General features: G+C 44.6%; 32 protein-coding genes. 8 read left to right on the forward strand and 24 right to left on the reverse strand.

What is annotated here, in order from left to right; genetic code table 11:
- Window positions 1-14: 14 nt before the first annotated feature.
- From FBF61_RS05305 to FBF61_RS05395, 20 genes are all read right to left on the reverse strand, one after another.
- Window positions 15-980 carry a major capsid protein gene (locus FBF61_RS05305; protein WP_138476170.1) on the reverse strand — a complete coding sequence of 322 codons (966 nt, stop codon included), beginning with the start codon at window positions 978-980 and terminating at the stop codon, window positions 15-17.
- A gap of 212 nt (window positions 981-1,192) precedes the next feature.
- Window positions 1,193-1,942 (reverse strand): hypothetical protein, encoded by a 750-nt coding sequence (locus tag FBF61_RS05310; RefSeq protein WP_138476171.1) that lies wholly within the window; start codon window positions 1,940-1,942, stop codon window positions 1,193-1,195.
- 203 nt (window positions 1,943-2,145) lie between these two features.
- Window positions 2,146-3,171: a minor capsid protein gene (locus FBF61_RS05315; RefSeq protein ID WP_138476172.1), complete on the reverse strand. Its 1,026-nt coding sequence runs from the start codon at window positions 3,169-3,171 to the stop codon at window positions 2,146-2,148.
- Window positions 3,159-3,554 (reverse strand): hypothetical protein, encoded by a 396-nt coding sequence (locus FBF61_RS05320; protein WP_138476173.1) that lies wholly within the window; start codon window positions 3,552-3,554, stop codon window positions 3,159-3,161. The genes FBF61_RS05315 and FBF61_RS05320 overlap by 13 nt, the downstream gene beginning before the upstream one ends.
- A gap of 29 nt (window positions 3,555-3,583) precedes the next feature.
- Complete coding sequence (locus tag FBF61_RS05325) at window positions 3,584-3,787, reverse strand: hypothetical protein (RefSeq protein WP_138476174.1); 204 nt, start codon at window positions 3,785-3,787, stop codon at window positions 3,584-3,586.
- Window positions 3,788-3,970: 183 nt separating this feature from the next.
- Window positions 3,971-4,279, reverse strand: coding sequence for a hypothetical protein (locus FBF61_RS05330; RefSeq protein ID WP_138476175.1), 309 nt, complete (start codon window positions 4,277-4,279; stop codon window positions 3,971-3,973).
- Window positions 4,276-4,617, reverse strand: a complete 342-nt coding sequence (locus FBF61_RS05335; RefSeq protein ID WP_138476176.1) for an XkdD/Y8K6 family phage-associated protein — start codon at window positions 4,615-4,617, stop codon at window positions 4,276-4,278. The genes FBF61_RS05330 and FBF61_RS05335 overlap by 4 nt, the downstream gene beginning before the upstream one ends.
- A 150-nt stretch (window positions 4,618-4,767) precedes the next feature.
- Window positions 4,768-5,391: a hypothetical protein gene (locus FBF61_RS05340; RefSeq protein ID WP_138476177.1), complete on the reverse strand. Its 624-nt coding sequence runs from the start codon at window positions 5,389-5,391 to the stop codon at window positions 4,768-4,770.
- A gap of 73 nt (window positions 5,392-5,464) precedes the next feature.
- Window positions 5,465-6,880, reverse strand: a complete 1,416-nt coding sequence (locus FBF61_RS05345) for a DUF4055 domain-containing protein (RefSeq protein ID WP_138476178.1) — start codon at window positions 6,878-6,880, stop codon at window positions 5,465-5,467.
- Window positions 6,881-7,227: 347 nt separating this feature from the next.
- Window positions 7,228-8,388, reverse strand: coding sequence for a phage terminase large subunit family protein (locus FBF61_RS05350; RefSeq protein ID WP_205748237.1), 1,161 nt, complete (start codon window positions 8,386-8,388; stop codon window positions 7,228-7,230).
- Window positions 8,389-8,509: 121 nt separating this feature from the next.
- Window positions 8,510-8,929, reverse strand: a complete 420-nt coding sequence (locus FBF61_RS05355; RefSeq protein WP_138476180.1) for a terminase small subunit — start codon at window positions 8,927-8,929, stop codon at window positions 8,510-8,512.
- Window positions 8,930-9,244, reverse strand: coding sequence for a DUF551 domain-containing protein (locus FBF61_RS35480; RefSeq protein WP_138476181.1), 315 nt, complete (start codon window positions 9,242-9,244; stop codon window positions 8,930-8,932).
- A 1-nt stretch (window position 9,245) separates the two neighbouring features.
- Window positions 9,246-9,497, reverse strand: a complete 252-nt coding sequence (locus tag FBF61_RS05365; protein WP_138476182.1) for a hypothetical protein — start codon at window positions 9,495-9,497, stop codon at window positions 9,246-9,248.
- Between the two features lie 103 nt (window positions 9,498-9,600).
- The gene (locus FBF61_RS05370; RefSeq protein ID WP_138476183.1) at window positions 9,601-10,242 is read right to left on the reverse strand and encodes a hypothetical protein; all 642 of its coding nucleotides are present in this window, start codon (window positions 10,240-10,242) and stop codon (window positions 9,601-9,603) included.
- Window positions 10,243-10,534: 292 nt separating this feature from the next.
- Window positions 10,535-10,708, reverse strand: coding sequence for a hypothetical protein (locus FBF61_RS34480; protein ID WP_166444430.1), 174 nt, complete (start codon window positions 10,706-10,708; stop codon window positions 10,535-10,537).
- Window positions 10,709-11,384: 676 nt separating this feature from the next.
- A complete protein-coding gene (locus FBF61_RS05375; protein ID WP_138476184.1) occupies window positions 11,385-11,624 on the reverse strand; it encodes a hypothetical protein in 240 nt (79 codons plus the stop codon).
- Between the two features lie 36 nt (window positions 11,625-11,660).
- Entirely contained in the window at window positions 11,661-11,906 is a 246-nt protein-coding gene (locus tag FBF61_RS05380) for a hypothetical protein (RefSeq protein ID WP_138476185.1), read from the reverse strand.
- A 66-nt stretch (window positions 11,907-11,972) separates the two neighbouring features.
- Entirely contained in the window at window positions 11,973-12,221 is a 249-nt protein-coding gene (locus tag FBF61_RS35485) for an HNH endonuclease (RefSeq protein WP_374756607.1), read from the reverse strand.
- A 52-nt stretch (window positions 12,222-12,273) separates the two neighbouring features.
- The gene (locus FBF61_RS05390) at window positions 12,274-13,461 is read right to left on the reverse strand and encodes a DnaB-like helicase C-terminal domain-containing protein (protein WP_138476186.1); all 1,188 of its coding nucleotides are present in this window, start codon (window positions 13,459-13,461) and stop codon (window positions 12,274-12,276) included.
- Window positions 13,454-14,155, reverse strand: a complete 702-nt coding sequence (locus tag FBF61_RS05395) for a YdaU family protein (protein WP_138476187.1) — start codon at window positions 14,153-14,155, stop codon at window positions 13,454-13,456. Before FBF61_RS05395 ends, FBF61_RS05390 begins: the two co-directional genes overlap by 8 nt.
- Window positions 14,156-14,335: 180 nt before the next feature.
- Between FBF61_RS05395 and FBF61_RS05400 the strand changes: the two genes are divergently transcribed.
- Window positions 14,336-15,019 (forward strand): Abi-alpha family protein, encoded by a 684-nt coding sequence (locus FBF61_RS05400; RefSeq protein ID WP_138476188.1) that lies wholly within the window; start codon window positions 14,336-14,338, stop codon window positions 15,017-15,019.
- Between the two features lie 9 nt (window positions 15,020-15,028).
- Here the strand turns inward: FBF61_RS05400 and FBF61_RS05405 are convergent, their stop codons facing one another.
- Complete coding sequence (locus tag FBF61_RS05405) at window positions 15,029-15,559, reverse strand: hypothetical protein (RefSeq protein ID WP_138476189.1); 531 nt, start codon at window positions 15,557-15,559, stop codon at window positions 15,029-15,031.
- A gap of 110 nt (window positions 15,560-15,669) precedes the next feature.
- On the opposite strand from FBF61_RS05405, the gene FBF61_RS34485 reads away from it, so the two are divergent.
- Entirely contained in the window at window positions 15,670-15,837 is a 168-nt protein-coding gene (locus FBF61_RS34485) for a hypothetical protein (RefSeq protein WP_166444431.1), read from the forward strand.
- 669 nt (window positions 15,838-16,506) lie between these two features.
- Here the strand turns inward: FBF61_RS34485 and FBF61_RS05410 are convergent.
- The 3 genes from FBF61_RS05410 to FBF61_RS05420 are packed head-to-tail and all read right to left on the reverse strand — an operon-like array spanning window position 16,507 to window position 17,251.
- Complete coding sequence (locus FBF61_RS05410) at window positions 16,507-16,704, reverse strand: hypothetical protein (protein WP_138476190.1); 198 nt, start codon at window positions 16,702-16,704, stop codon at window positions 16,507-16,509.
- On the reverse strand, window positions 16,701-17,042 hold the full coding sequence (locus tag FBF61_RS05415) for a RusA family crossover junction endodeoxyribonuclease (protein WP_138476191.1): 342 nt from the start codon (window positions 17,040-17,042) through the stop codon (window positions 16,701-16,703). The genes FBF61_RS05410 and FBF61_RS05415 overlap by 4 nt, the downstream gene beginning before the upstream one ends.
- A complete protein-coding gene (locus FBF61_RS05420) occupies window positions 17,039-17,251 on the reverse strand; it encodes a helix-turn-helix domain-containing protein (protein ID WP_138476192.1) in 213 nt (70 codons plus the stop codon). Before FBF61_RS05420 ends, FBF61_RS05415 begins: the two co-directional genes overlap by 4 nt.
- Window positions 17,252-17,373: 122 nt before the next feature.
- On the opposite strand from FBF61_RS05420, the gene FBF61_RS05425 reads away from it, so the two are divergent.
- From FBF61_RS05425 to FBF61_RS05450, 6 genes are all read left to right on the forward strand, one after another.
- Complete coding sequence (locus FBF61_RS05425; protein ID WP_138476193.1) at window positions 17,374-17,574, forward strand: hypothetical protein; 201 nt, start codon at window positions 17,374-17,376, stop codon at window positions 17,572-17,574.
- Window positions 17,574-18,176, forward strand: coding sequence for an ERF family protein (locus FBF61_RS05430; RefSeq protein ID WP_138476194.1), 603 nt, complete (start codon window positions 17,574-17,576; stop codon window positions 18,174-18,176). Before FBF61_RS05425 ends, FBF61_RS05430 begins: the two co-directional genes overlap by 1 nt.
- A gap of 3 nt (window positions 18,177-18,179) precedes the next feature.
- Window positions 18,180-18,434: a DUF2312 domain-containing protein gene (locus FBF61_RS05435; protein WP_138476195.1), complete on the forward strand. Its 255-nt coding sequence runs from the start codon at window positions 18,180-18,182 to the stop codon at window positions 18,432-18,434.
- 75 nt (window positions 18,435-18,509) lie between these two features.
- The gene (locus FBF61_RS35490) at window positions 18,510-19,079 is read left to right on the forward strand and encodes an NUMOD4 domain-containing protein (protein ID WP_138476196.1); all 570 of its coding nucleotides are present in this window, start codon (window positions 18,510-18,512) and stop codon (window positions 19,077-19,079) included.
- 22 nt (window positions 19,080-19,101) lie between these two features.
- A complete protein-coding gene (ssb, locus tag FBF61_RS05445) occupies window positions 19,102-19,554 on the forward strand; it encodes a single-stranded DNA-binding protein (RefSeq protein WP_205748239.1) in 453 nt (150 codons plus the stop codon).
- Window positions 19,555-20,017: 463 nt separating this feature from the next.
- Complete coding sequence (locus tag FBF61_RS05450; RefSeq protein ID WP_166444433.1) at window positions 20,018-20,440, forward strand: recombination protein NinB; 423 nt, start codon at window positions 20,018-20,020, stop codon at window positions 20,438-20,440.
- The last annotated feature ends 191 nt before the right edge of the window (window positions 20,441-20,631 follow it).

A 20,631-nucleotide genomic window follows, 5' to 3' on the forward strand; every position in this document is an offset into this window, starting at 1 on the left:
CGGGCTAAAATCAATTAAGCGATCTTATGGACGAACTGGACGATACCGATGTTCTTCTGGTCGTATTTCAGTGTCCAGTTGCTTGTCGTCGCCAATTCAGTATTCGATGGTGTCAATTTGACCGGTGTACCAGTCCATGACACGCCTGTCGGTGTGAACATGAAGCGTTTACGGGATACCAGGTATTCCTGACCACCGGATGTCAAAGCGTTACGCTCTGTCTCTTCCGGGGTTTTAACACCACCTTCACCAAACAGGATCGAACCTTCGGCAAACAGGTATGTCTTATAGATACCGCTGCCGTTGGTCATTGTATCGTCGATGATGACACGCAGATCGCCATAGTATGCGATTTTACGAGCTAGACCTTCTTGAGGCGTGATGTATGTGATCAGGTTGGCCTTTTCCAGAACGGCAAGGGACTTGCTGTGCATGGCAATTGCGACCAGTTTCGAGGAGCGGTCACCCAAAAGGTGCTTGGCGTCGATGAAGGAATCCGCGTCGATAACAGCCGCAGCCCCTGAGCCACCGGAAATATCCAGCACGTTTGCGGTAACAGCACCGACAGCGCCGTTGAGGACGGAAAGAAGTGTTCCCTGATAGTGGCGTGACCAGAAAGCAGCAACACGATCAGCGATCAGTTTCATAGGGTCTTGACCCAAGAAATCCGCGACAAGATCGGTTGAACCCCAGGATTCGGCACGTTCCATGACAGGAGCCTTACCGGAGCCAGTTGTGACTTTACCGACAGTGATGTTATCGGCTTCGTCCATAATCTGACCGGAACCAGTCAAGTCATTGAAGAATGGGAAGATAACTTCTTTACCACCAGCGTTCAGGAGAGCCTGAACTTCAGGGGTAACATCACGGCGAACGATGCCGGACTGCCAAAAGGCGTTTGTTTCGATGGATTGTTGCAGAATATAGTCTGATACATTGGTCGGCAACACGCCAATATCTGAAAGTTTTGTAATAGCCACGAAGGACCTCCAAAAAAGAAAATGAAATTGTTCTTTGGTGGATTCCGTCTATGTGACTTTGCATCCCGCGCATCAAATAACGGCTTACGCACCGTTGTATGGAAGCATCCCGCTATCCGCGCTCCGGTCATCCCGACCAGTGCGATTAATTATAAACACGTATTTTAATTTTATGCAAGCATTAAAAAAGCCCCGGTTAAAGGGCTTTTGAATTATTTTCCTGCGGATGCTTTTAACTGCGCTGCTTTGGCCGGATCGTCTCGTTCAATCTCGGTCTGCTTCGTGAGGTTGAAGCCTTCTTTTGACCAAGGGTTGTCAGCTTTATTTGGTGTACCGCCTCCTGATCCGCCTGATCCACCGCCACCGCTGCCGGGTGCTACGATATAATGTTTCCCAAAGTCTGTGCCTGCCCAAGTTTTGAGATACTCGTTGACCGGCATGTTTTCGATTGTAACAATTGGTTCACCGCCCTCATAGTCAACTTTTACCTTGTCATTGAACATGGCGCGAACAGCGGGAGCGAAAGGCGCGGCAACTGCAATCTCTGTAATACCGGAATTTAAGGCGCTATCAACATGTAGTTTATTTAATTTACTGGTTGCGTCTTCCAATTTTTTATTGACCACATCCAACGCTTTTTTGCTGGCATCTTCCAGCCGTGCACGTTGATCGGCAAGTTTTTGATTAACATCACCGCCGCCGCCATCTTTGAGACGATTATATTCTTCCATATTGAATTCATCAGGCAAGGAGCCGAATTTCTCTTTCATCTCGCCTAGCTGGGTTTCAATAGCCTTTTTCTCATCACGGGAAACCTGTAAGGATCGTTTCAAGCCCTGGACTTCCGGGTGACTGTCATACCCCTCAATGTTCAAAACGAACTTGCCATCCTTCTCCGTGTATGCTGGTTTAAGGGCTTCGTCTACGCCATCAAGGTTGTCGAGGATTGCTTTTAGTTTCATTGGTCTTCCTGTGGGTTCGGGTTTAGCAGTTTTTGTTAGGACAATTTTCTGTCAAAAGTATTTAAGCTTGCCTGTTCTGTAATTTCAAACCTGCCGTCTGCGTGTTTACGTGCCACTACATAACCGGCTTTATGGCGAAGCAAAAACTTGTAAATCATTATGGCCAATTGGAGACGGGAACACATTTTGATCCTTTCGGGTGATCAGGTTTCTCGGGCTTTAAGTTCTTTTAGAGTATAGGTTCTTCCGGTCTTGTCAACGAATTTTTCCAGAGCCTCGCCGGATCTGAAACGTTTTGCGCGTTCAACGCCCAAGACCTCTTCCTGAAAGTCAATGCTCTGCTTTTTCAAAAACTCACTGAATGTCGTGCTGGCTGGAACCGGACCAAACACGCTGGCCCTATCTCCCACTTCATCATTCTCAAAGTAGGCTACCAGTACCGATCTGCACCGGAAATGCGCGGGTAACGCTGGCTCTTTACCGAGATCATAAACCTTCCCGTCACGCGAGGCACAAATAAGCGTGGTTCTGCTGTCGAGCGTTGCCACGTATTGCAGCTTCTTAACGATATCAGCATTCGCATTGTAGACCTCCTGCCTGGCACGGTTGGCGACATGGCTCACCGCTGTCCGGGTGACGGCTTCGGCGTCCCGGCGGCTGATTTCCAAGATACCGTCTTGATACTTTGCTTTCTTGGTTCCCCGTATTCTTCGGATGATCTGGTCGGTTGTCTGGCCTTCGGTGATACCTATACGTATCGCATCCTGAACACGTTGGAGTTCTTCCTGCGCCAGTCCCTTCGCCCAATCTTTAAGCAACCTGCCTCTGAATGGCTGGCTGGTGACGATGGCTTTGAGCTGGGCATTGCTCGGCATGGTGAAGGATGCCTGTACCCCAGCTGTCTCGGCTAACCGGATCTGAAAGTCTGCTTCGTATTGGGAGAAGTCGTTCATTTCTCCCGATATCGTTTTTTCGATAACGGAATAAACGTCCTCGCGCTTCTTGCGGATGTCTTCCAGAAGCTTTTCAAGGCGCTTTGTCTCTGCCGGGGATAGGTTGAACGCCCTGCCTTCAATACTGGCAAGCCGTGCAGCGATAAGCTCGATCAGGTCGGCCTCTGTGTCATTCAGAAGGCCGATGATCTTCTTTAACACACCGCCCTTGTAGCGCTCCAAGTATACAGAGTGCTTGATCTGGGCTTCAAGAATGCGTTCGTTTACTGTGGGCACTTAGAACACTTTCTGCCTTTTAAAGCCTTTTCAGCGATTTCATATCCATTGGTATCCCTTTCAAATATTGAGTAGCCACCGTGATGATCGCGGCGATTTGACCAAAATTTCCTATCAGCATAAAACTCCAACGCCTTGACCAGATCGCTATCGTCCTGCTGTAAGGCGGCGCGGATTGTTTCGAGTTCACAATCCCTAACAATCAATTTTTTCCAACCAGAAGCAATTGGATCAACAGGCTGATTTAATCTATCCAAAGCCGCTGCCTTATCGCCTGTGGGTGCTGCTGGAACCAGATCAGCGCGGATGTATTTTGTTCCCTTTTCGGGCCAAGCGCTCCATAACCCATTTGCATCTTGATATAAATACGCAACATCAGGCATATGAGTGGTGGGTTTTGATTGATCGGTCATTAGAAATCACCTCCATCACATGGTATTCCTTGGATATGTTCACTATTTTCACCGCCAGAATTAACAAACTCATAAGAATTATTTGAATGAATAACGTACAATAATCCCGCCATCGACATTAGTTTTAATGTCTGTGGCCACTTTTTAGCAAGGCGTTTCAGAGAATTGATTGCATCTTGTTCAGCTTTATTAAATTCGGTCATTCGCTTTTCTCCGGTGGGGTTGGTAGTGAATCAACGATAAACTCAATAACAGATACGTACTCCTGCATAGGCATATCTCTAATTAATCGCCATACTTTACCCGCCTGTTCACAATCTGACCCTTTACGGAAAGCAGTATGAACAGCCTCTCCAATAAATTCTATCAGACGTTCCCTCGTTAAATCAGTCAATGTGCTTCTCCAATTCTTTCAGGTCGTATTCGTCAACGCCAGCATCCTTAAAAGACTGCATCGAAAAGCCGCCCGTATTATGATTTGGCCGCCAATCTTCCAAGCGGGCTGCATTTGCAAGTGCTGTGGCATAGCCTTGAATAAATCCATCCGTTGTTGGTGCTGTCTTAGCGTATATCAGGGTGAGATATTCCTTCGCAGCGTCCATGATTACATGCATTGGTGACGAGTCTGCCCAGTTTCTCTCAAGTAAAGATGCCAGAGCAATCCCTAATTCCAGCCGTTCGCGTGTGATGGTCATGATTGCACCGCCTTTGCTTTGGCAAGTGTATTCTGTGCAAAAATGACATCTGGATCACTCTGCTTTTCCTCATCGCTAATGTATGAAGTGTAACCAAAACCATCAATCATGCGCTCCAGAGCGTCCACAAGATCATCATGAGCATTACAGGCTCGGACAATCAAATCGGCATTTGCTCTGGTTTCATCAGCCTCCCGTTGAGGCGCGCCATCGTAGACAGGTGTCAAAACGTTGGCAATCTTGTATCGGCAACCGAGTACAGTGCCACGAATACGGATATAGTCTTTATCAACTTCCTCAGGAAGGATGCGCCAAGGTGTCGGTGTGTGTTCAGTCATTCTCTATCTCTCTGTTCTCTCCCTGCAATGATTAAAGTGACGGCTCCATCAGAGAGAATATGGACGAGAGGGGATCAATCCTACCGTCACGGGGAGTATTCTAGGATGATTTTTATGGGATGTCAACGGTAAATTGCAGATCCAAAAGTCCTAATTTATGTATTCGAATGGCTCTTTTCTTATTTCGATACTAACCTTAGCTTCTGCCTTTATATTGTGAGGGGAAAGCAAATCTAAGTTGAGATTGAAATCTACCTCGTATGGTGTTTTTGACACATCATAAGTGAGGCTCACGTTTCTCATTTCATCAGTGAACTCGTATAGTACTCCATTTTTGTCCTGTGCAATCATGGTGAAGCTCATAAACCCACGCTTTTCTTTTAAAATTAATGGGTAATTCCCTACTTTTCCAACTGGCAATTTTGCCCAAACGGACTTCATCGGATAAGAAACTGGCGCACCCTCAATGTACCCATGAATTCTGATCCCTGAAAATTCGACATCTTTTGAAGTTAGACTTGCGCTCGATATTCGCAGATAGTACAGATGGTTTTTGGTGTTATAAAGTGGCTCGACATATTCTTTGGAATCACTTGGACTAGTTGTGTTTTCCGCGACTTCGGCCTGGACTGCCGGGAACTTACTAGAAACAGTCAAATAGGTAACAATAATACCCGATGAAGCAGATATCAAAGCTATTAAAACCGATTGCCTGAAGTTCAATTTTGCTACTTCAATCTCTTTATCAGATGAGCTTTTTCGTCCTTTTTCCATTTACTTAAATAGAGATCAACATATTCGCAAATAACTGAATATAATGCATTTAACTAGTAGGAGCGGTATTTACTTACTTTTCGGCTATTTCACTCAACGTCGGACCATCCCCCTCAATAGCATCCTGCTCTTCCTCAAATGTCCGCTCGTCTGCAATCCATTCGCTGTATTTAAGCACGTTAAACAGTGTTTCCTTGCTGATCTCCCCTGCCTGACGTGCTGATACCCATGCTGTCAGGTCTGCGCCGGTGAAGTTCGGCGGGAAGAAGTCACGGTTAAGCTCAACGGATATATCTCCCGGTATGCTCTGCCACTCGGCTGCGAACTTCAATGCTTTGGTGATCTGGCGTTCGATAACCCCACAGGTTGCCGACAATACGCTACTTTCACCGCTGCGTTTGATTTCATGGGTCTGGGCTGCTTCTGCATCTTTCTTTTCCGGGGCAAGCATTCTCGCTCCCAAAGAGGCCATTTGCTTTTCTTTACGATCAAGGAGGTTTTCGAGGGACTTGAACCCATCTGCTCCAACGTGTGCGAACCCAACTTTGCTCTCTGCATTCGGCAGTAACCACGCTGTTCCGCTTCCCAGAGCCAATTCTCCAACGTCTTCCTTATCCACGCCAGTGATGTACGGTGTCGGCAATCCAGACACATGAGCGCCGTTTTCAAGGTCTGCGCTGTTCTGGTAATGCGAAATGTTAACGTCCACCAGCGATTCAATCGGTGGGGCAATAACGGTCATGGTGGGTTTACGGGGGGATACCGGGTAAAACGGAATTTCTGTAATGGCTGCGCTAGCCTTGGTAGGGATGATCCGCTCGTATTCAAACCACTCAAATGCATCTTTATTGGCTGCTTTGGCCTTTTTCTCAACGCTCTTCTTACGCCAAACAACCTGATTATATGCGCCTTCGGTAAGAGTGAGCTGTCGGATCTGATGTTCCTGCTTGCCTTCATCTGATTTATAATTCTCGCTCAACCATACATTAACGATCCGGTAAGCGTTGTTTACCCGTGCCAATTCCCAATTCAGAATACTCTCTGCTTTGTAGAATGTGAGGTATGGCCGGATCTGTAATGCGTCAGCCTGGGCTAGGGTGATGTTATCAGCGGCTTTGGGCATGTCCACCATAATACCGCCACGGCCGACGGTTAGAACGTCATAAAGGGCTGTCTCGGCAAAATCTGTAAGTGTTTCGTCTGCAAGGGTAATGTCTTCCAGCCACGGTTTCATCTGTTCTGGAACTTCAATGACCATTGGCTTGCGGAATACCAGCCCGGTCATGGCGTCTACTGTGCGGCCGGTGGCATTGTAGAACAGGGCGCGGGAACGATACTTGTCGTATGCGGTGGTTTCCTGACCGTCCAGCATGGGGAGATATGCCTTGCCAGCCTCTTGAATGGCGCGTTGCCCGGCTACTGCATCCCGGCAGCGTTTCCAGACTGGTTCGAACTCGGTGTATTCTTCGTGCTTGTCGTCTGGCTGCATTGCTGGCTCCTTGGTCGGTTAAGGATAACACACCGCCTAAATAAGACAAGAAGATATTTGAAACTATACAGAACTTACTGCCGGAGAAATTTGTTTAACGGCCATGAAGCTAGAAAACCCACTCGATATTGCGTCTGATTTTGGCACAATTGTGTCAACAACAGGCTATATTCGAGATTTCGGGAAGTGGTTCTATGGCCTTATAAATAATGAGTGTGAAAGTCTCAATTTTCACTTTAATCGGCGATCCGATATTAAAAAAAAGTCTTTTGCTTAGAATGTATCTAGATAACGCACTCTTTTAAGAATCCTTTTTCTTGATTTCTCCGGTGGAGTACCTATGTAGTCTAAGTTCCGCCAACCCTCTTCATTGTCACTCCACGCTTCCTAATCGGATATAAATACGTAATGCAGTATCCACCGCCGTCATTCGGGTGGTCGAATCCTGATTTCTTATCCGGCTCGCCCTTCTCATCCCAGACCTGACGTTCGAGTGATTGAGTGTATTTCGGGCATTTCCGCGTATTAATCAAATATCGGCGCTCTTCATACGTGTTACAGAGCATGGCGTTCATACTGTTGATCCGGTCTTTTACTGACGGATTGGAGGCATCGACCTTGATTTTATACCCGGCTTTTTTGAGCAATGCGATATCGGTCTCACTGGCGTTTGTACTCTTGCGGTTATCCCCTGACGCATCGGGATACACGACGATCTCATGATCTGGATAGCGTTCATCTATCTTCTTGATCATAGCGGGTGTGTCGAATACGTCGATCAGCTCATCCATAGCGCGAGGAAGACCCTCACGAATACCATGAACGATCCCCGCCATCTTGCCGACGTTGAAATCCATACCGATATGCAGAACCTCTCTGGGTTTGATCGTTTCGTCGGTATGGTTCTTCCTGCGGTCAAAGCAGTAATAAACCACCCCTTGATAGTTTTCAAAATTAGCTTCGTATTCCTGCCGGAAGGTTCTTGGATCGAGTGTTCGTCTGGCAGCGTCAACCTCTTCATCCGGCACGTTGCCCCCGTCGAGTGTCGTGTAAAGCCAGCTCTTATGGTCTGGTTCGGTTCCCTGACCGGCTTGGTAAGTGTCGTAACAGTGGTTAAATCCCTTGGGTGTTCCGATCCTGAGGGCATGGCCTCCCCTTCTCAGCTCTCCGTCAACCATGTACTTACAGGTGGAAAGCATCGGTCTCAGGACTTCATCCCAGGCTTCGTACGGACAGTCTGCCCACTCATCGATCAGGACGAAGAATAACCCAGATCCCCGGAGATTGTCGTATTGGTCTAATCCCACGATCCGGATGATATGGCCTGTTCTCAGGGTGATTGAGCACTCGGTCTCATTCGGCCGGCCGTCTCGCCATTCGGGAGGGATGGCTTGTTTCAACCGTCTCCAGAATACCCTTTTGGCCTGTTTGAAGGTTGGCGCGCCGTACCATATCTCGTCTTCAACGCTCACACCCCATTTCATAGCCAGTCGTGCGGCTCTTCGCATCTCTGCTTTACCGAGGAAGGTCTTTCCAAAGCGTCGTCCACACACGGCATCACGGAAACGGGCGGTCTTCTGCCATCCCCATACGAAGATGTTTGCCTGTTTCGGGGTTAAATGGACTGGACTAGAGGATTGGCGCATCCGGCACGCTCTCATCCGGGCTTAGGCTGTAATCCTCGGGTACTGTCAATCCCTGAGGTGGCGGCTCTGCCTTCTTACTGTCGTAATGACCTGCCGCCCTGCCCCTGGCGATTTCCGCGCTGATGGCTGCGGTGTATTGATGGCGAAGGGTTGCCTTATCTCGAAGGTCTTTAAGGTCGTCCAGATGCTGTTTGAGCGTTATTTGAGCCGTTTCTATGGCTGGTTGCCGTAGTTCTGCCAGTCTTGATACAATCTTGGGGTTATCTATTAACTCTTTCGCTGCTCTATGTATACTAGCGTCCTTCATCTTGGACACGTCATAAGCTATGCGATAAGCGTCACTGAAATTTACGCCAGTGAGGATAGCTTGGCAGAAGTCTTCCTGTTTCTGGGTTAAGGTCAATCATGCCTCTGTGGGTGGGGCTGGTAACGGCTGCCAGTGCGTAAACAGATCTTTGTGGTAAACTCCGTCAATGGAAGCCCATCTCATGTTTTCATCGACAGAACTATCATCCCAGCTAACGACCATGTAAATATTTGTCGGAAGATCTTGAAGTGCCAGAATTTCCGTTCCGTCTCTCGGTGCCGTGCTGATATCTTGCCAGTTATTTGAATGAATTTGATTTTTGATGACCTTTCCAAACAGTCTGAATTCGGAAACATCCCCAATACGTACATATGTGAGCGGCCAAAAGCCTATTTTCTGAGCGTATATCATCCTACACCGCCACCCATCCGCGCTTCATGTAATATTCACGGTTTATTACATACACGCCAAAGGGATAAATAAGATTTGACACGCCATAGGTCATGCACATCAGGATTAGGGAGAAGATTGAATGTTTAAAATTGCCCTTCAACAGGAAATACAACGGGCCAAAAAGCATACAGAGGAAGAATGAAAACGGCGTTGTGGCCGTCTCAACATAGTTATTGGCCGGGTTCTTAAACTTGTCTACGTACTTTGTCATTATGGCCTCTTTCGGGTTGAGCGGTGGTTTATTATATAAGTTTATTATATAAGGGTCAATAATTTGTTTGATTTACTATTCAACTCCTTTATTGTCGATAAGATTAATTCTTTTTACAGCGAAGCTTCCAAGATTCAGCTCTAAAAATATACCGATCACCCATCATGCTTCCTGTTGCAACGTTATCTGGTAGATCGGATGAAGTGGAATCATTAAATTTTACATCTCTATAATCTCTGTGTTTCCGATAATTTTCATAGGGCCATACAGAAAGCTTGCAACCTTGTGCTACTCGGACGGATTTAGGTGAAAATGGCAAAGAAGCGCTTTTTACGTTTCCAGTTACTACAAATTCTTTCCCTTCATAATCAGGTTTGCTATAAAATGCAGTGGTCTGAAGCTCTAAAATGAAAGGATCACATAATTTTCCCACAGACTTTATTTCTTCATCCCTACTAATTTTCAGACCAGCTAGCTCTTTTTTTAGGGATTTTAATTCGCTCTCTTGAATCGAATAATCTATGTTTTGATGTCTAAGAACATTTATTGTAGAATCAAGCAAATGAATTTTTTTTCTAAAATTCGACTCCTCATACGTGTATTTCAAATCAATCCTTATAAGGAAAGCCTCCTTTGTTTCAATCCAATCCATTTGTGAAAATCTTAGCATTGGATGTACCATCTGCCCATATGAAGTAGTTGAAGTAAAAAACACCAAGATTAATAAAGTTCTTATCACACTCATATAGATATTGTTATGTTCACATAAATATAATTAATTCATAAATCTTAGCAATAAAAGCCGTTTTTTTGTTAAATGGGTCATTTCCAGTACACCTTTCCCTTCTTCTCATCTTCAATCAGATTAGATGCAAACCAGCCCCAAGTATGATAACGCAGGAAACCTATCAATAATGGAATACAATATTTATCTCGATCAAAGCCGCCTTCATACATGCTGCGCGATCTTCCCACATTTTTATGAAAGATGAAAAAGCATTGCCAAGGCCATAGTATTTTATATCTAGTAACGTGCATCAGTTATTCCCCTCAAAAGTAACCGTGTATTTCGGTGCCCAGAACTTCCACCATGGTCTTGGTATGTAGCGTACTTTCAGGAATGGGTTGAAGTATTGTCCCCAATCGGCACTAGGAAACCATCCCACCGGCTCTGCGTCCTTATCCGGTCTGTCTGCGTAAAACTTATCCATTATTTCTCTCCGTTGGTTAAACCTTACAGTAGCCGTAACGGATACGGGTGTCAAGCAGAAAAATAGTGAGAAGCGACAATTAACACATATAATTACCCAGCATGTTTAAACCTTCGGGGAGCGGTCTATGTCCGGGCGCTGATCCGTTAGGCATTGTCGCTATTACTTGTTACTCACCGCCAAGCTGAAAGGATAGCTGGAACCGAATTGTTGAACAGGTGGTCGTACATTTTCGCCGTATCGATCCGGCCCACGCTATGTTGCCCGCTAAGGCCAGGTACGTTCCGAGTGGTATAGAACACAATTGTGTCACCCTGTCCAGAAGTGCCGTGCCGTCTTATCGACTGGTGCCAGTTAACTAGCTACACGACACATCAAGAAAGGCTCCGGTCATTACGCTGGCCGGAAAGCGTTGGTCTAAACAATGGAGATACACAGTGTATCATTTCTGGTTACAATGTCAATAGGATTTTATCCAAACATAAAAGAAAGCGCCTCTAAATGCTCTCGGGACAGGCGTGTGTCTGGAAGGAAGCTATCGAAGGGTTCAAATTCTGTGAGGGTGTAATCGGTCATTCCTTATCCTCCTCTGGCTTCGGATTGCATTGATCGCAGCCATTCCCGACCATGTGTTGGGCGAAGGTGCATTTGCAGTTAGGCCATTCTATTTTATTGGTCATTCATCAACTCCATCATGTTCAATCTGACCCTTTGAAACATACAGGTAATCATGAAATTCGCATGCTTCTTCGACCAGTCTCTTTGAGATATTGAATGCCTTGGCTGCAGCAGAAACAGATGAATTTCCTATTTCTTGGCAAATAGACCAAACCTGAATGCCATCGGCCAGAGTACCAATTCTTGGTTTCCCCGTTTCAAAATCATATCCGTAGTTTTGCTCAATAAAGTTTGTCATTCATTCTCTCCTATGCTTTGATGTTAAAATTTATGGTCATTTCTGTTCTTCCAAGGGATTTTTCTGCAAGTATCGACCCATCCATTCCAGCAAATAAACAGCGTCATTGTAATACCGCTTTGCATTTGGCTGTTGCCGTATTGGGCTTGGGATAGCGGCCATGCTTACCTCTTCATCACGCCACAATAAGGCTTCTGCTAATGCCCATATCAGATTTTCTTGCACTGGATCGGGTTTTGGTTTTTCAAAAATGGATTTGATCTTTTTGATCGTTTTTAGCATTGGACTTCTCCTTGGTTAAGCTTTGATGTTAAGAAATACGCGTAGTCTTGTCTTCCAGTCCTTTGGTCAAGTGGTAAACTTGTTGAGAAAGGCCATCAGTTTACTAGGGTTTAGCTTAGGAACAGGCGCTGGTGGTCGCCAATCATCCTTGTAAATATTCGATTTACCCCTATTGCACGATCCACATAGCGGTTGACAATTTGTAAATTCCAATTGCAGTTTAGGGTACTTTGAGCGGGGTTTGATATGATCCACATGAATCACCACATCGTTTCGCTTGCAGCACAAGCAACGCGCTCCGTAATGACGAAGCACACGATAACGTAATTTTTCCCACTCCGGTGAACTGAAAAATTCCTGATCTGATTTAAATTTCTTCAAAATATGGCCCTACTCGTTTGTTAATGGCTAATGATGGGTTATCGTCTGAACCGTAATTCATTCGCTCGGTATATCGCGTGGCGGTCATTTCCAGCCATCGGGTGTCATCAGTGCCATGGATCATATAAAGCTGATCACAAGCCTTAATCAATCCCTGACCTGCAAATGTTTTACCTTCCTCGTTGGTCTGGCTTAATAGGAAGATCCAAATGTTATGCCGTTTTGCAAAGTCTGCCAATCCCTGTGCTACGTCCCGTAAATGCTTTTCTTCTGTCTGTCGGCTATCCTGTCCTTGAACAAGCTGCCAGTAATCAATGATGGCTCCTGTGATTTGATGCCGTGCAACCGCTTCCAGGAGGCGGCTTTTCAATTCGTTGAAGGTTATGCCGGGCGCATCCAGATAACGGATTTCGGTGTTAGGTGTCAGCCCTTCCCATGTCCTCTTTCCCTGAATGAATTCCAGACTGTTGAATTTTCCTTTTCTGGCAAACTTCCTTTGAGCAATCTCTGTTGCTCCCATTTCCATTGCTACATAGAGGTGACGGCAACCGTTTTCACCCAGATTATAGCTGATTGTGGAAGCAAGCAAAGTCTTACCCGATTTGGCCTTTCCGGAAAATCCGTAAACTTTCCCTCTGAACATCCCTCCACCCATCAGAGCGTCCAGTCCTGTTAAACCTGTCGCAAAATTTTCCTTCACAACCCCATTAGAACGCATGTCAGATAAAATCTGTGTCTGTCCAATGATGCTGTCAGAACGCACCAATTCGGCGCTCATCCCTTGCAGCATGGTGACGCTTGCGTCATGGTTAGCGCTCATGTCATTTGCCAGACTAATAACTTCCTGCGCCCTCAAAATGGCTTTTCGGCGCATTGAGTGGCCTTTGACGATCTGGCAGAGGTTCTCAAAATTGGTGATCGTCACCACCGAGGAAACAAATTCTGAGGGCAACCATTGTTCCAATCCCTTTGCACTGAATTGGATGGCAAGGTTCGTGGTGTTTAGGGTTCCGGTCGCGTAATACTGATCTTGTATAATCTCGTAAGCCAGAGGGTTGATGACGAAATCCTCCACATCCAGCGAAGCAATCATAAACATTTCCGGTTTCAAGATCAGGATACCTAAAATCTGGTTTTCCAGCTCCTGAATTAACAGGGGATCAACATTAAGCATTTGAGCCTCCTGTCAGGTGGGCGTATGGGTCGTTTCGATTTACAGGGGTTTTAGGTGGTGTCCAGCCCTTAGCAATATTCTCGCTATGCTCCTTGGTAGCCCATGTTCTGGCTGCCGCAAAATAGTCTTTGTACGTTTTCCCTTTTGATGCACACCAGTTGAGAATTTTATCTTTGAGTTTAAGTTTGTTTACGGAAGGGGCGTTATTCAAAAACCAATCATTCAGTTCTGAGAGATCAGAATCTTTGAAATTTTGTAAGGCACTCTTTTCTTTCTTATCTGTTCTGTCTGTCTTGTCTGTGGCACGATGAGGCATTACCTCTGGCTTGCCTATGGCAGAATTAGCATTGATATTATTATACTTTTCAGCTTTTGCCTTTCCACCTGCGGCTGATTTATTCCGATGACGTTCTGATCTTTCATGTTGATCTGATAGAACCTGATCACATTTTTTGTGTCTCAGAACGCCTTTGTCTTTTTTGAAAAATGCCAAGACCGTGCCTGATATCTGCCCAAACTCTGCCTGTGGCATGCCTACAATACGTGAGAGAGCTATCTCATTATCAGGCAATGGCAGTTTCGTTTCCATGTAATGATCTATCAGGCGACGATAAACACCATCTTCCAGCGGTGAAAGATGTAGCGTGTCTGCTCTATAACGAGCGGGAACCCAAGGGTACCAATATTCTTGCATTGTAAGCCATACTTTCTTTTTCCATACTAGACTAAAATTAAGCGTTCACCCATATGGGAGGTGATAAAGGATGTCTTACGTCCACCGCTATGACCAGAGAATAGCAGTTGGAAACCGCCTGTCAATATAATTATTGTGAACTAACTGCATTTTTTCGATTTTGAATGAAAATCCCCAACTATGACACCAGAAGAAATAAAAGCAGGATTGGAAATCGTTAAAATGGCCAACGAATGGGCAAAACTTATATTTGCTGACTCGGCCAAGCAATTCGGAATGCTTTTAGGTGATATGGTTCACCACAAAAGAGAATCTATGAAAAGAAACTGGGAGTTAACTTCTGGTAAAATTCATACGATTATAATCGAAGAAAAAGTTGTCCCGAAAGAAATTAGCAGCAAAGCATTAGTCCCTATGATAGAGGGCATTCAGCTTGAGGAAGACGATGATCTTCAAAATATGTGGGCAAGTATGTTTGTAAATTATGTTGACTCATCAAGAAACCTAAATGTGGTAGTCTACCCCAATATCCTAAGGCAGTTATCAACCAGCGAAGTGCGGATTCTTAAATATCTGAGTTCCGAGAAAAGGCCACATTTGTATAGACACTTTAAAGGGGAAGGCCCATGTCCTTACACGGACGAGGAGGTCAACAATCTAGTACGACTTTCTTTAATAAAAGAAATCCTGGAGCACTCATATAATACGAAGAAAGATGCAACCGGGAGCATTCCGAACTTCGTGAAAACGAAACAGACAGGGAGGTATCAACTGACGGAATTTGGCGACGACTTTCTGGATTCCTGTCACCGAACGGAAATTGATCAACTGGAAAAAATTCGCAGAAAATCTGGCCGCAGATGATCGCATTACTTACTTCACCCATGAATAAAGTTTAATGGGTTCAGGTAAACCTTCCAGCTTTTCACCGTTAGAGATAAATAACACTTTGGCAGGATACTTGTAATCCCCAACGTGCATTTTCTTTTGCGGCCACTTGTTAAATTCGGCTTCATCGGTTGGATAAACCGTCCAATTGTCAGTTTCTGCACAACCTTGAACAAACGCTACAGGGCGGCCAAATGTGAAAAAGCAATAATCCATTATAGCATTAATTGGAACGTAAGTGCTTTCAATGGCCATGTAAGTCAGGCCGTACATTCCACGTCCCTCCGTGAGATCAGGGCCATGGACGATATAGAAAAATTTAAGTGATTTCTTTCTTTTTATTACGGTCTCTTCATAATTCTTGCATTCCGTTTCAGTGGCAAAACGCTTTCCATCGTCGGCAATATAGACGGTTGAGTTTTCGGTTTTCATGATGACCTCCACAGTCATCCACAGTTGATAAGGGCTGGCGGCCTTGACCTGTGGAACATCAAGCGAGGGTATGACCACCGCCACGAATAAAATATATCACACGTTCTGATACTGTCAATAACATTTTTGAAATAATATTGGATACTATCATATTCCTTCGTAACTTTCTGGCTCACATTAAACATACACTCGAGATGGAAGACATCAAAAAAGCCCTGAGTTACTTTGTCAACAAGGATATGCTGGACAAAGAAGAATTCACTAACGAAGTTTGGCAAAATGAAATCGGCCCTGCTATTGTTTTGTTAGAAAAAAAGGATTGGCAAAAGGCCATTATTCCAACGAGGAGGATTATCCGATAGCGGGTGATTTAACGCTTGCTGGTAAGGAAGCAAAGTCGAAATTTAAATAAGCCAATGCACTTTTTAGATTAGCCCGATAGTTTATCTGTCGGGCTTTTTAATTTAGTGCAATGACAACGGGACAAATACTGCTAACAAGAACACCATCAGTTCCACATGCCGGATCAACAATGCCAGAAGAACAAAGCGACCTTTACTTTAATTAAGTACTTGCACAATTAAATAATGCTTTGTAATTTTAACCATCAATTTGATGTTATAATACATATAACAAGTGCTGTATGAGTAACAATACCACATACAGCACCCGATTAAAAATCATCTACTTCTTTCGAAACCAGTCGATAAAGTACTTGATAATGTCCCAAACCGTCGGCACGACGGCAAGGAAAGCGGCCTGCTCCAGCGGAGACAGCGACCGCCACAAACGTAGCAGTTCAATAAGTGCCATTGTCGAAGATGGTCATTTTTTTAGGGGTGATGTTTCCAGCATCATCCCTTTCGTTTGATCGGGCCCCATAACCGATATAAAGGTACAAATTCATATCAGATCTTCGTGGTAAACAATGTTTACTTTTCATCAAAAAATGTATTGGTAAATTGATTATCAATACATTACATTGTAATCAAAGCAGTCGATATTTTGAAAATTGCAAAATCAATTGGAGATTATTTTTCAGCGAGGTGACTAGAACTACCCCTGTCAACCATGATTGCCGTGATCTGGTCTTCAATACCCCCTTGTAAGTAGTAGTCTTCCTGCTCATTCGTGTAAATCTTCGGGAACGGCTGCTTCCGTCTCTTCCTGTTGCCACGCTTGTTGATCTCGCGTTTAGCGTTACCGTGCTTTATTTCTTTGATGGTCATTTCTGTTTAATCCTGATTTCCACCCGTGGATTGTCTTTGTCCACTCCTACATGATCCCACGATTCGCTGTCAACAATTTCGTAGTTATCGTCCAGGATTACCCCTTGGCTTACCAGATAATCCGTCACTGCTTTGAAATATGATTGACCATCACGCTTACGACGGCAGGGCCAAGCGAATGTGTAATGGATATGCACTTTATCGGATATTCCCTGTTTTTCCAGTATCGGGCAACTGGCCTTCCATTCCTTATACTTTTTGGAAGGGAAACGTTGCTGATTTGATCCACCACCGAAAAGAGAATTAACGCTCGGCGGGAATGGCAGTACGATTATCATTCAACGGATAGAATAAGGTCTTTCACTTTGACCTTTCCCTTCGTGGCCTTTTCAATCCTGAGCGCCATCTTGTAGTTAGGCTGGATACCGCGCATCACCCGGTAAAGGCTGGCTGGATGCTTGTACCCGACTTCTGCGGCGAACTTTGCGGCGCTGATATTCTTGGATGTGAGGTATGCCGATAAGGGATGTGTATTCTGATGGGTCATTCCCTATGGTTAGCTTTTACGGCTCTAAATGTCAAGCAGAAAATTATTTTCGCTTTCGTGCATTTTGTTGTTGACATCCTGTATCTGCTGCGGCTACTGTGATTAAGACCAAGGAGAGAAAAATGTCAAATGTAATCCCAATCACAATCCTTCAAGAACCTCTTGAAATTGAGCTTAATGCCTTATTAAGAACTGCCGTTTCCGTCATCCGTCTCGGTAAGGCCATGAATAAAAAATGCCCCATCCAGTACCGCCAGACACTTACTGCTATTCGTGAGATGTTTGATGAGGAACTGAAAGAAATTGAGAAGGAGGCTGCATAATGACCGAAGTAAAATACCCTGAGACGCTGGAAATGGCTATGCTGGCCGTTCAATCGGAACTTACGAATCCTTTGAAAACTGCCGCAGCCAATTACGGCAAATACGCTACCCTTCCAGAGATTAGAGATTTGGTAACCCCAATCCTTGCGAAAGTTGGCTTGTATATTATTCAAAATGTAGATTTTGATGAAATAAGACCGTTTTTGTTAACGGGGATTGTCCACGCTCCTACGCAGAAGATCCTTTCATCCCGGATGCCATTGGTGCTGGATAAACAAACAGCACAAGGAATGGGATCGGCCATTACATACGCCCGCCGCTATGCCCTGTGTGCTATGTTGAATATTGCAGCAGACGAAGACGATGACGGTCAAGCTGCGGAGAAACCAAAAGCAAATAAACCTGCTCCAAAGCCGGAACCTGTTTCACCTGAGCGCCTTGCTGCAATCATTCAGTATATCAATGATTCGAAGGATAATGAAACGGTCAAAAAACTTCACGCCTCCGCGAAAGAAGAATGTATGAAAGCCGAGGATGAAAAATCCTATAATCAGATTACAGAAACTGCTAACAAGAAACTAAAACAACTCAAAGGAGAGTAAACATTGACCAAACCAACTAATGTCGGCGGTGTCGCCGGAGAACGTTTAATCCTACTGATAGAAAGAATTGAACGCCTTTCTGAGGAAAAAGCCGGAATTGCAGCGGATATCACTGACGTGTATGCCGAAGCTAAAAGCGCCGGATTTGATACAAAGGCAATGCGCCAGATTGTTAAGCTGAGAAAAATTGACCGCCAGAAACGCCAAGAGGAAGAAATGATCTTGGAAACCTATAAATCAGCACTAGGCATTAGTTAGAAAACCTGCTATAAACGAGAAAGACGGCAGCGACTAACTGACCGTCTTCTCTAAACCCACGCATGGAGGTGCGTAGTGCCTGATGAATTATTATCATACCACGATGAAGAATGGAAGCCGATATTCGGCTTTGAAGGATGCTATCAGATTTCTAACTACGGTAGAGTGAAGTCTTCATCAAGGATGGTGAATGGCCCGCATGGTTTCAAGACAAAGCATGTCAGGGAAAGGATATTAAAATCAGCAGACTTCGATGGATATCGCCGGTTCACCTTAAATTATTATAATGATCCTAACGGAAAAGTAAAGACTTTCCGAGCGCATCGACTTGTCGCAATGCACTTCATCGATAACCGTTTTAACTACCCATATATTAACCACAAAGACTTAAACAGATCAAACAATCATGTTTCAAATTTAGAGTGGTGCACCCAAAAACAAAACATGGATCATTTTTGGAGTACGGGCTTGGGAAAGATTGGGGAAGGTGCTTCTTGGTCTAAGCTTACCGACGATCACGTAAGGGATATTAGGAGAAGGTTTCAGGCGGGAGAAACAAAATATAAAATTGCCAAAGACTTTAATATATCCTGGACTGCCATACATAGGGCAATAATTGGTCGTTCATGGAGCCACGTAAAATAACAACAACAATGGAGAATGAATAATGTCATCAGTAAACAGCGTAACCCTACTTGGTCGAGTTGGTAAAGACCCGGAAATTCGGACTTCACAGTCAGGATCACGATTTGCAAGCTTCTCGGTGGCGACTTCTGAAAGCTGGAAAGAAAAATCCAGCGGCGAACGCAAGGAACGTGTGGAATGGCACAACGTCTCTGTTACGAATGACGCGCTTGTCGGGATAGTTGAACGCTTCGTTAAAAAAGGCTCCAAGATTTATCTGGTCGGCCAATTGCAAACACGCAAATGGACGGATAACAGTGAGGTTGATAAATACAGTACTGAGGTTGTCCTGAAACCGTTTAAAGGCGAACTGGTTCTTTTGGATAGCAAGCCGGACAATCAGCAATCCGATAACGGCGCCGCTTATTCAAAGGCGCAAAACGAGCCATCAGGATTTGCTAATGATCTGGATGATGATTCGGAAATTCCTTTTTAGGAGGTTGTGCGGTGAAGGTTTGTACTGTTTGCAATCTCAATAAAGAAATATCACTGTTTTATAAACATGCTGGCAACACTGACGGATACTTAAATCAGTGCAAAGAGTGTGTCAAAGCAAGGGTTAATCTTCGTTACAAAACCTGTTTTGATAAAATACAGCAATATGAGAAGAAACGTGCAAACCTTCCTCACCGGGTAAAAGCTAGGAAGGAATATGAACAAACTGAGGCCGGAAAGAACTCTCTTACCAAATCTAAGCAAAAATATATTGAAAATAACCCAGAGAAACGTGCGGCTCATATCACTCTTGGAAACGCAGTAAGAGATAAAAAGATTATCAAAATGCCATGTAAGGTATGCGGTTCGGATAAAGTCCACGCCCATCATAATGACTATTCTTCACCGCTAGATGTAATTTGGTTATGCCCTAAACACCATTATGATCTTCACAGGAGCGCATCTTGACCGATAGCAAGACCATTATCCTGCGTTCCTCTGAGCAGTCCGATTATGCGGTAAAACTCATAAACGGGCTGCCAAAGGATCACACGAATCCGAAATGGACGGTGACAATTGAGAAGTATTCGAAACAAAGAAGTACGGCTCAAAACTCATTGTACTGGAAATGGTTAGAAGTTATTTCAAGCTGCAAGCCTAAAAATATTCTCATGACCCGTGAGAAATGGCATTACGCTTTTGCAATTATGTTTCTGGAACCTGTCGAAATTCCTGATCTGAAAACCGGGGAAATAAGACATTGCCCTCAGTCTACAAAAGGTTTAAATACCGGAAAATTCACTGAATACTTGAACCAGATTGAAGAATGGTCTATTGGTGAGGGCATTATCCTGCCCCACCCTGACGATCTGATTTGGTGCAAATAATGAACGGCGCTCTTTGGTTCTGGTCAGTGGTCGGTGCAATAATCATTTTCAACATAAGAATAGTAAAGGAAGAAGAATGACGGCGTGTATGTTTTTAATTATTGGACTGTTTTGTTATTGGTGGGGTTGGACAAGGGCGCATTCAGTTGTAGCCGAAGAATGTAGACGGCTTGGATCATTCTATGTTGGAA

The sequence above is a fragment of the Dyadobacter bucti genome, from assembly GCF_005869225.1.
Taxonomy (GTDB): Bacteria; Bacteroidota; Bacteroidia; order Cytophagales; family Spirosomataceae; genus Dyadobacter; species Dyadobacter bucti.

What these genes read in the sequence shown, in the direction of transcription:
- FBF61_RS05345 (WP_138476178.1), bottom strand. Translation starts at nt 6,880, where the DNA reads ATGCAGCCAGACGACAAGCACGAAGAATACACCGAGTTCGAACCAGTC.
- FBF61_RS05325 (WP_138476174.1), bottom strand. Translation starts at nt 3,787, where the DNA reads ATGACCGAATTTAATAAAGCTGAACAAGATGCAATCAATTCTCTGAAA.
- FBF61_RS05330 (WP_138476175.1), bottom strand. Translation starts at nt 4,279, where the DNA reads ATGACCATCACACGCGAACGGCTGGAATTAGGGATTGCTCTGGCATCT.
- FBF61_RS05415 (WP_138476191.1), bottom strand. Translation starts at nt 17,042, where the DNA reads ATGATAATCGTACTGCCATTCCCGCCGAGCGTTAATTCTCTTTTCGGT.
- FBF61_RS05310 (WP_138476171.1), bottom strand. Translation starts at nt 1,942, where the DNA reads ATGAAACTAAAAGCAATCCTCGACAACCTTGATGGCGTAGACGAAGCC.
- FBF61_RS05380 (WP_138476185.1), bottom strand. Translation starts at nt 11,906, where the DNA reads ATGCTAAAAACGATCAAAAAGATCAAATCCATTTTTGAAAAACCAAAA.
- ssb (WP_205748239.1), top strand. Translation starts at nt 19,102, where the DNA reads ATGTCATCAGTAAACAGCGTAACCCTACTTGGTCGAGTTGGTAAAGAC.
- FBF61_RS05350 (WP_205748237.1), bottom strand. Translation starts at nt 8,388, where the DNA reads ATGCGAAGAGCCGCACGACTGGCTATGAAATGGGGTGTGAGCGTTGAA.
- FBF61_RS05400 (WP_138476188.1), top strand. Translation starts at nt 14,336, where the DNA reads ATGACACCAGAAGAAATAAAAGCAGGATTGGAAATCGTTAAAATGGCC.
- FBF61_RS05420 (WP_138476192.1), bottom strand. Translation starts at nt 17,251, where the DNA reads ATGACCCATCAGAATACACATCCCTTATCGGCATACCTCACATCCAAG.
- FBF61_RS05340 (WP_138476177.1), bottom strand. Translation starts at nt 5,391, where the DNA reads ATGGAAAAAGGACGAAAAAGCTCATCTGATAAAGAGATTGAAGTAGCA.
- FBF61_RS34480 (WP_166444430.1), bottom strand. Translation starts at nt 10,708, where the DNA reads ATGGATAAGTTTTACGCAGACAGACCGGATAAGGACGCAGAGCCGGTG.
- FBF61_RS05320 (WP_138476173.1), bottom strand. Translation starts at nt 3,554, where the DNA reads ATGCCTGATGTTGCGTATTTATATCAAGATGCAAATGGGTTATGGAGC.
- FBF61_RS05430 (WP_138476194.1), top strand. Translation starts at nt 17,574, where the DNA reads ATGACCGAAGTAAAATACCCTGAGACGCTGGAAATGGCTATGCTGGCC.
- FBF61_RS05395 (WP_138476187.1), bottom strand. Translation starts at nt 14,155, where the DNA reads ATGCAAGAATATTGGTACCCTTGGGTTCCCGCTCGTTATAGAGCAGAC.
- FBF61_RS05365 (WP_138476182.1), bottom strand. Translation starts at nt 9,497, where the DNA reads ATGACAAAGTACGTAGACAAGTTTAAGAACCCGGCCAATAACTATGTT.
- FBF61_RS34485 (WP_166444431.1), top strand. Translation starts at nt 15,670, where the DNA reads ATGGAAGACATCAAAAAAGCCCTGAGTTACTTTGTCAACAAGGATATG.
- FBF61_RS05370 (WP_138476183.1), bottom strand. Translation starts at nt 10,242, where the DNA reads ATGAGTGTGATAAGAACTTTATTAATCTTGGTGTTTTTTACTTCAACT.
- FBF61_RS05425 (WP_138476193.1), top strand. Translation starts at nt 17,374, where the DNA reads ATGTCAAATGTAATCCCAATCACAATCCTTCAAGAACCTCTTGAAATT.
- FBF61_RS35480 (WP_138476181.1), bottom strand. Translation starts at nt 9,244, where the DNA reads ATGATATACGCTCAGAAAATAGGCTTTTGGCCGCTCACATATGTACGT.
- FBF61_RS05390 (WP_138476186.1), bottom strand. Translation starts at nt 13,461, where the DNA reads ATGCTTAATGTTGATCCCCTGTTAATTCAGGAGCTGGAAAACCAGATT.
- FBF61_RS05335 (WP_138476176.1), bottom strand. Translation starts at nt 4,617, where the DNA reads ATGACTGAACACACACCGACACCTTGGCGCATCCTTCCTGAGGAAGTT.
- FBF61_RS05375 (WP_138476184.1), bottom strand. Translation starts at nt 11,624, where the DNA reads ATGACAAACTTTATTGAGCAAAACTACGGATATGATTTTGAAACGGGG.
- FBF61_RS05410 (WP_138476190.1), bottom strand. Translation starts at nt 16,704, where the DNA reads ATGACCATCAAAGAAATAAAGCACGGTAACGCTAAACGCGAGATCAAC.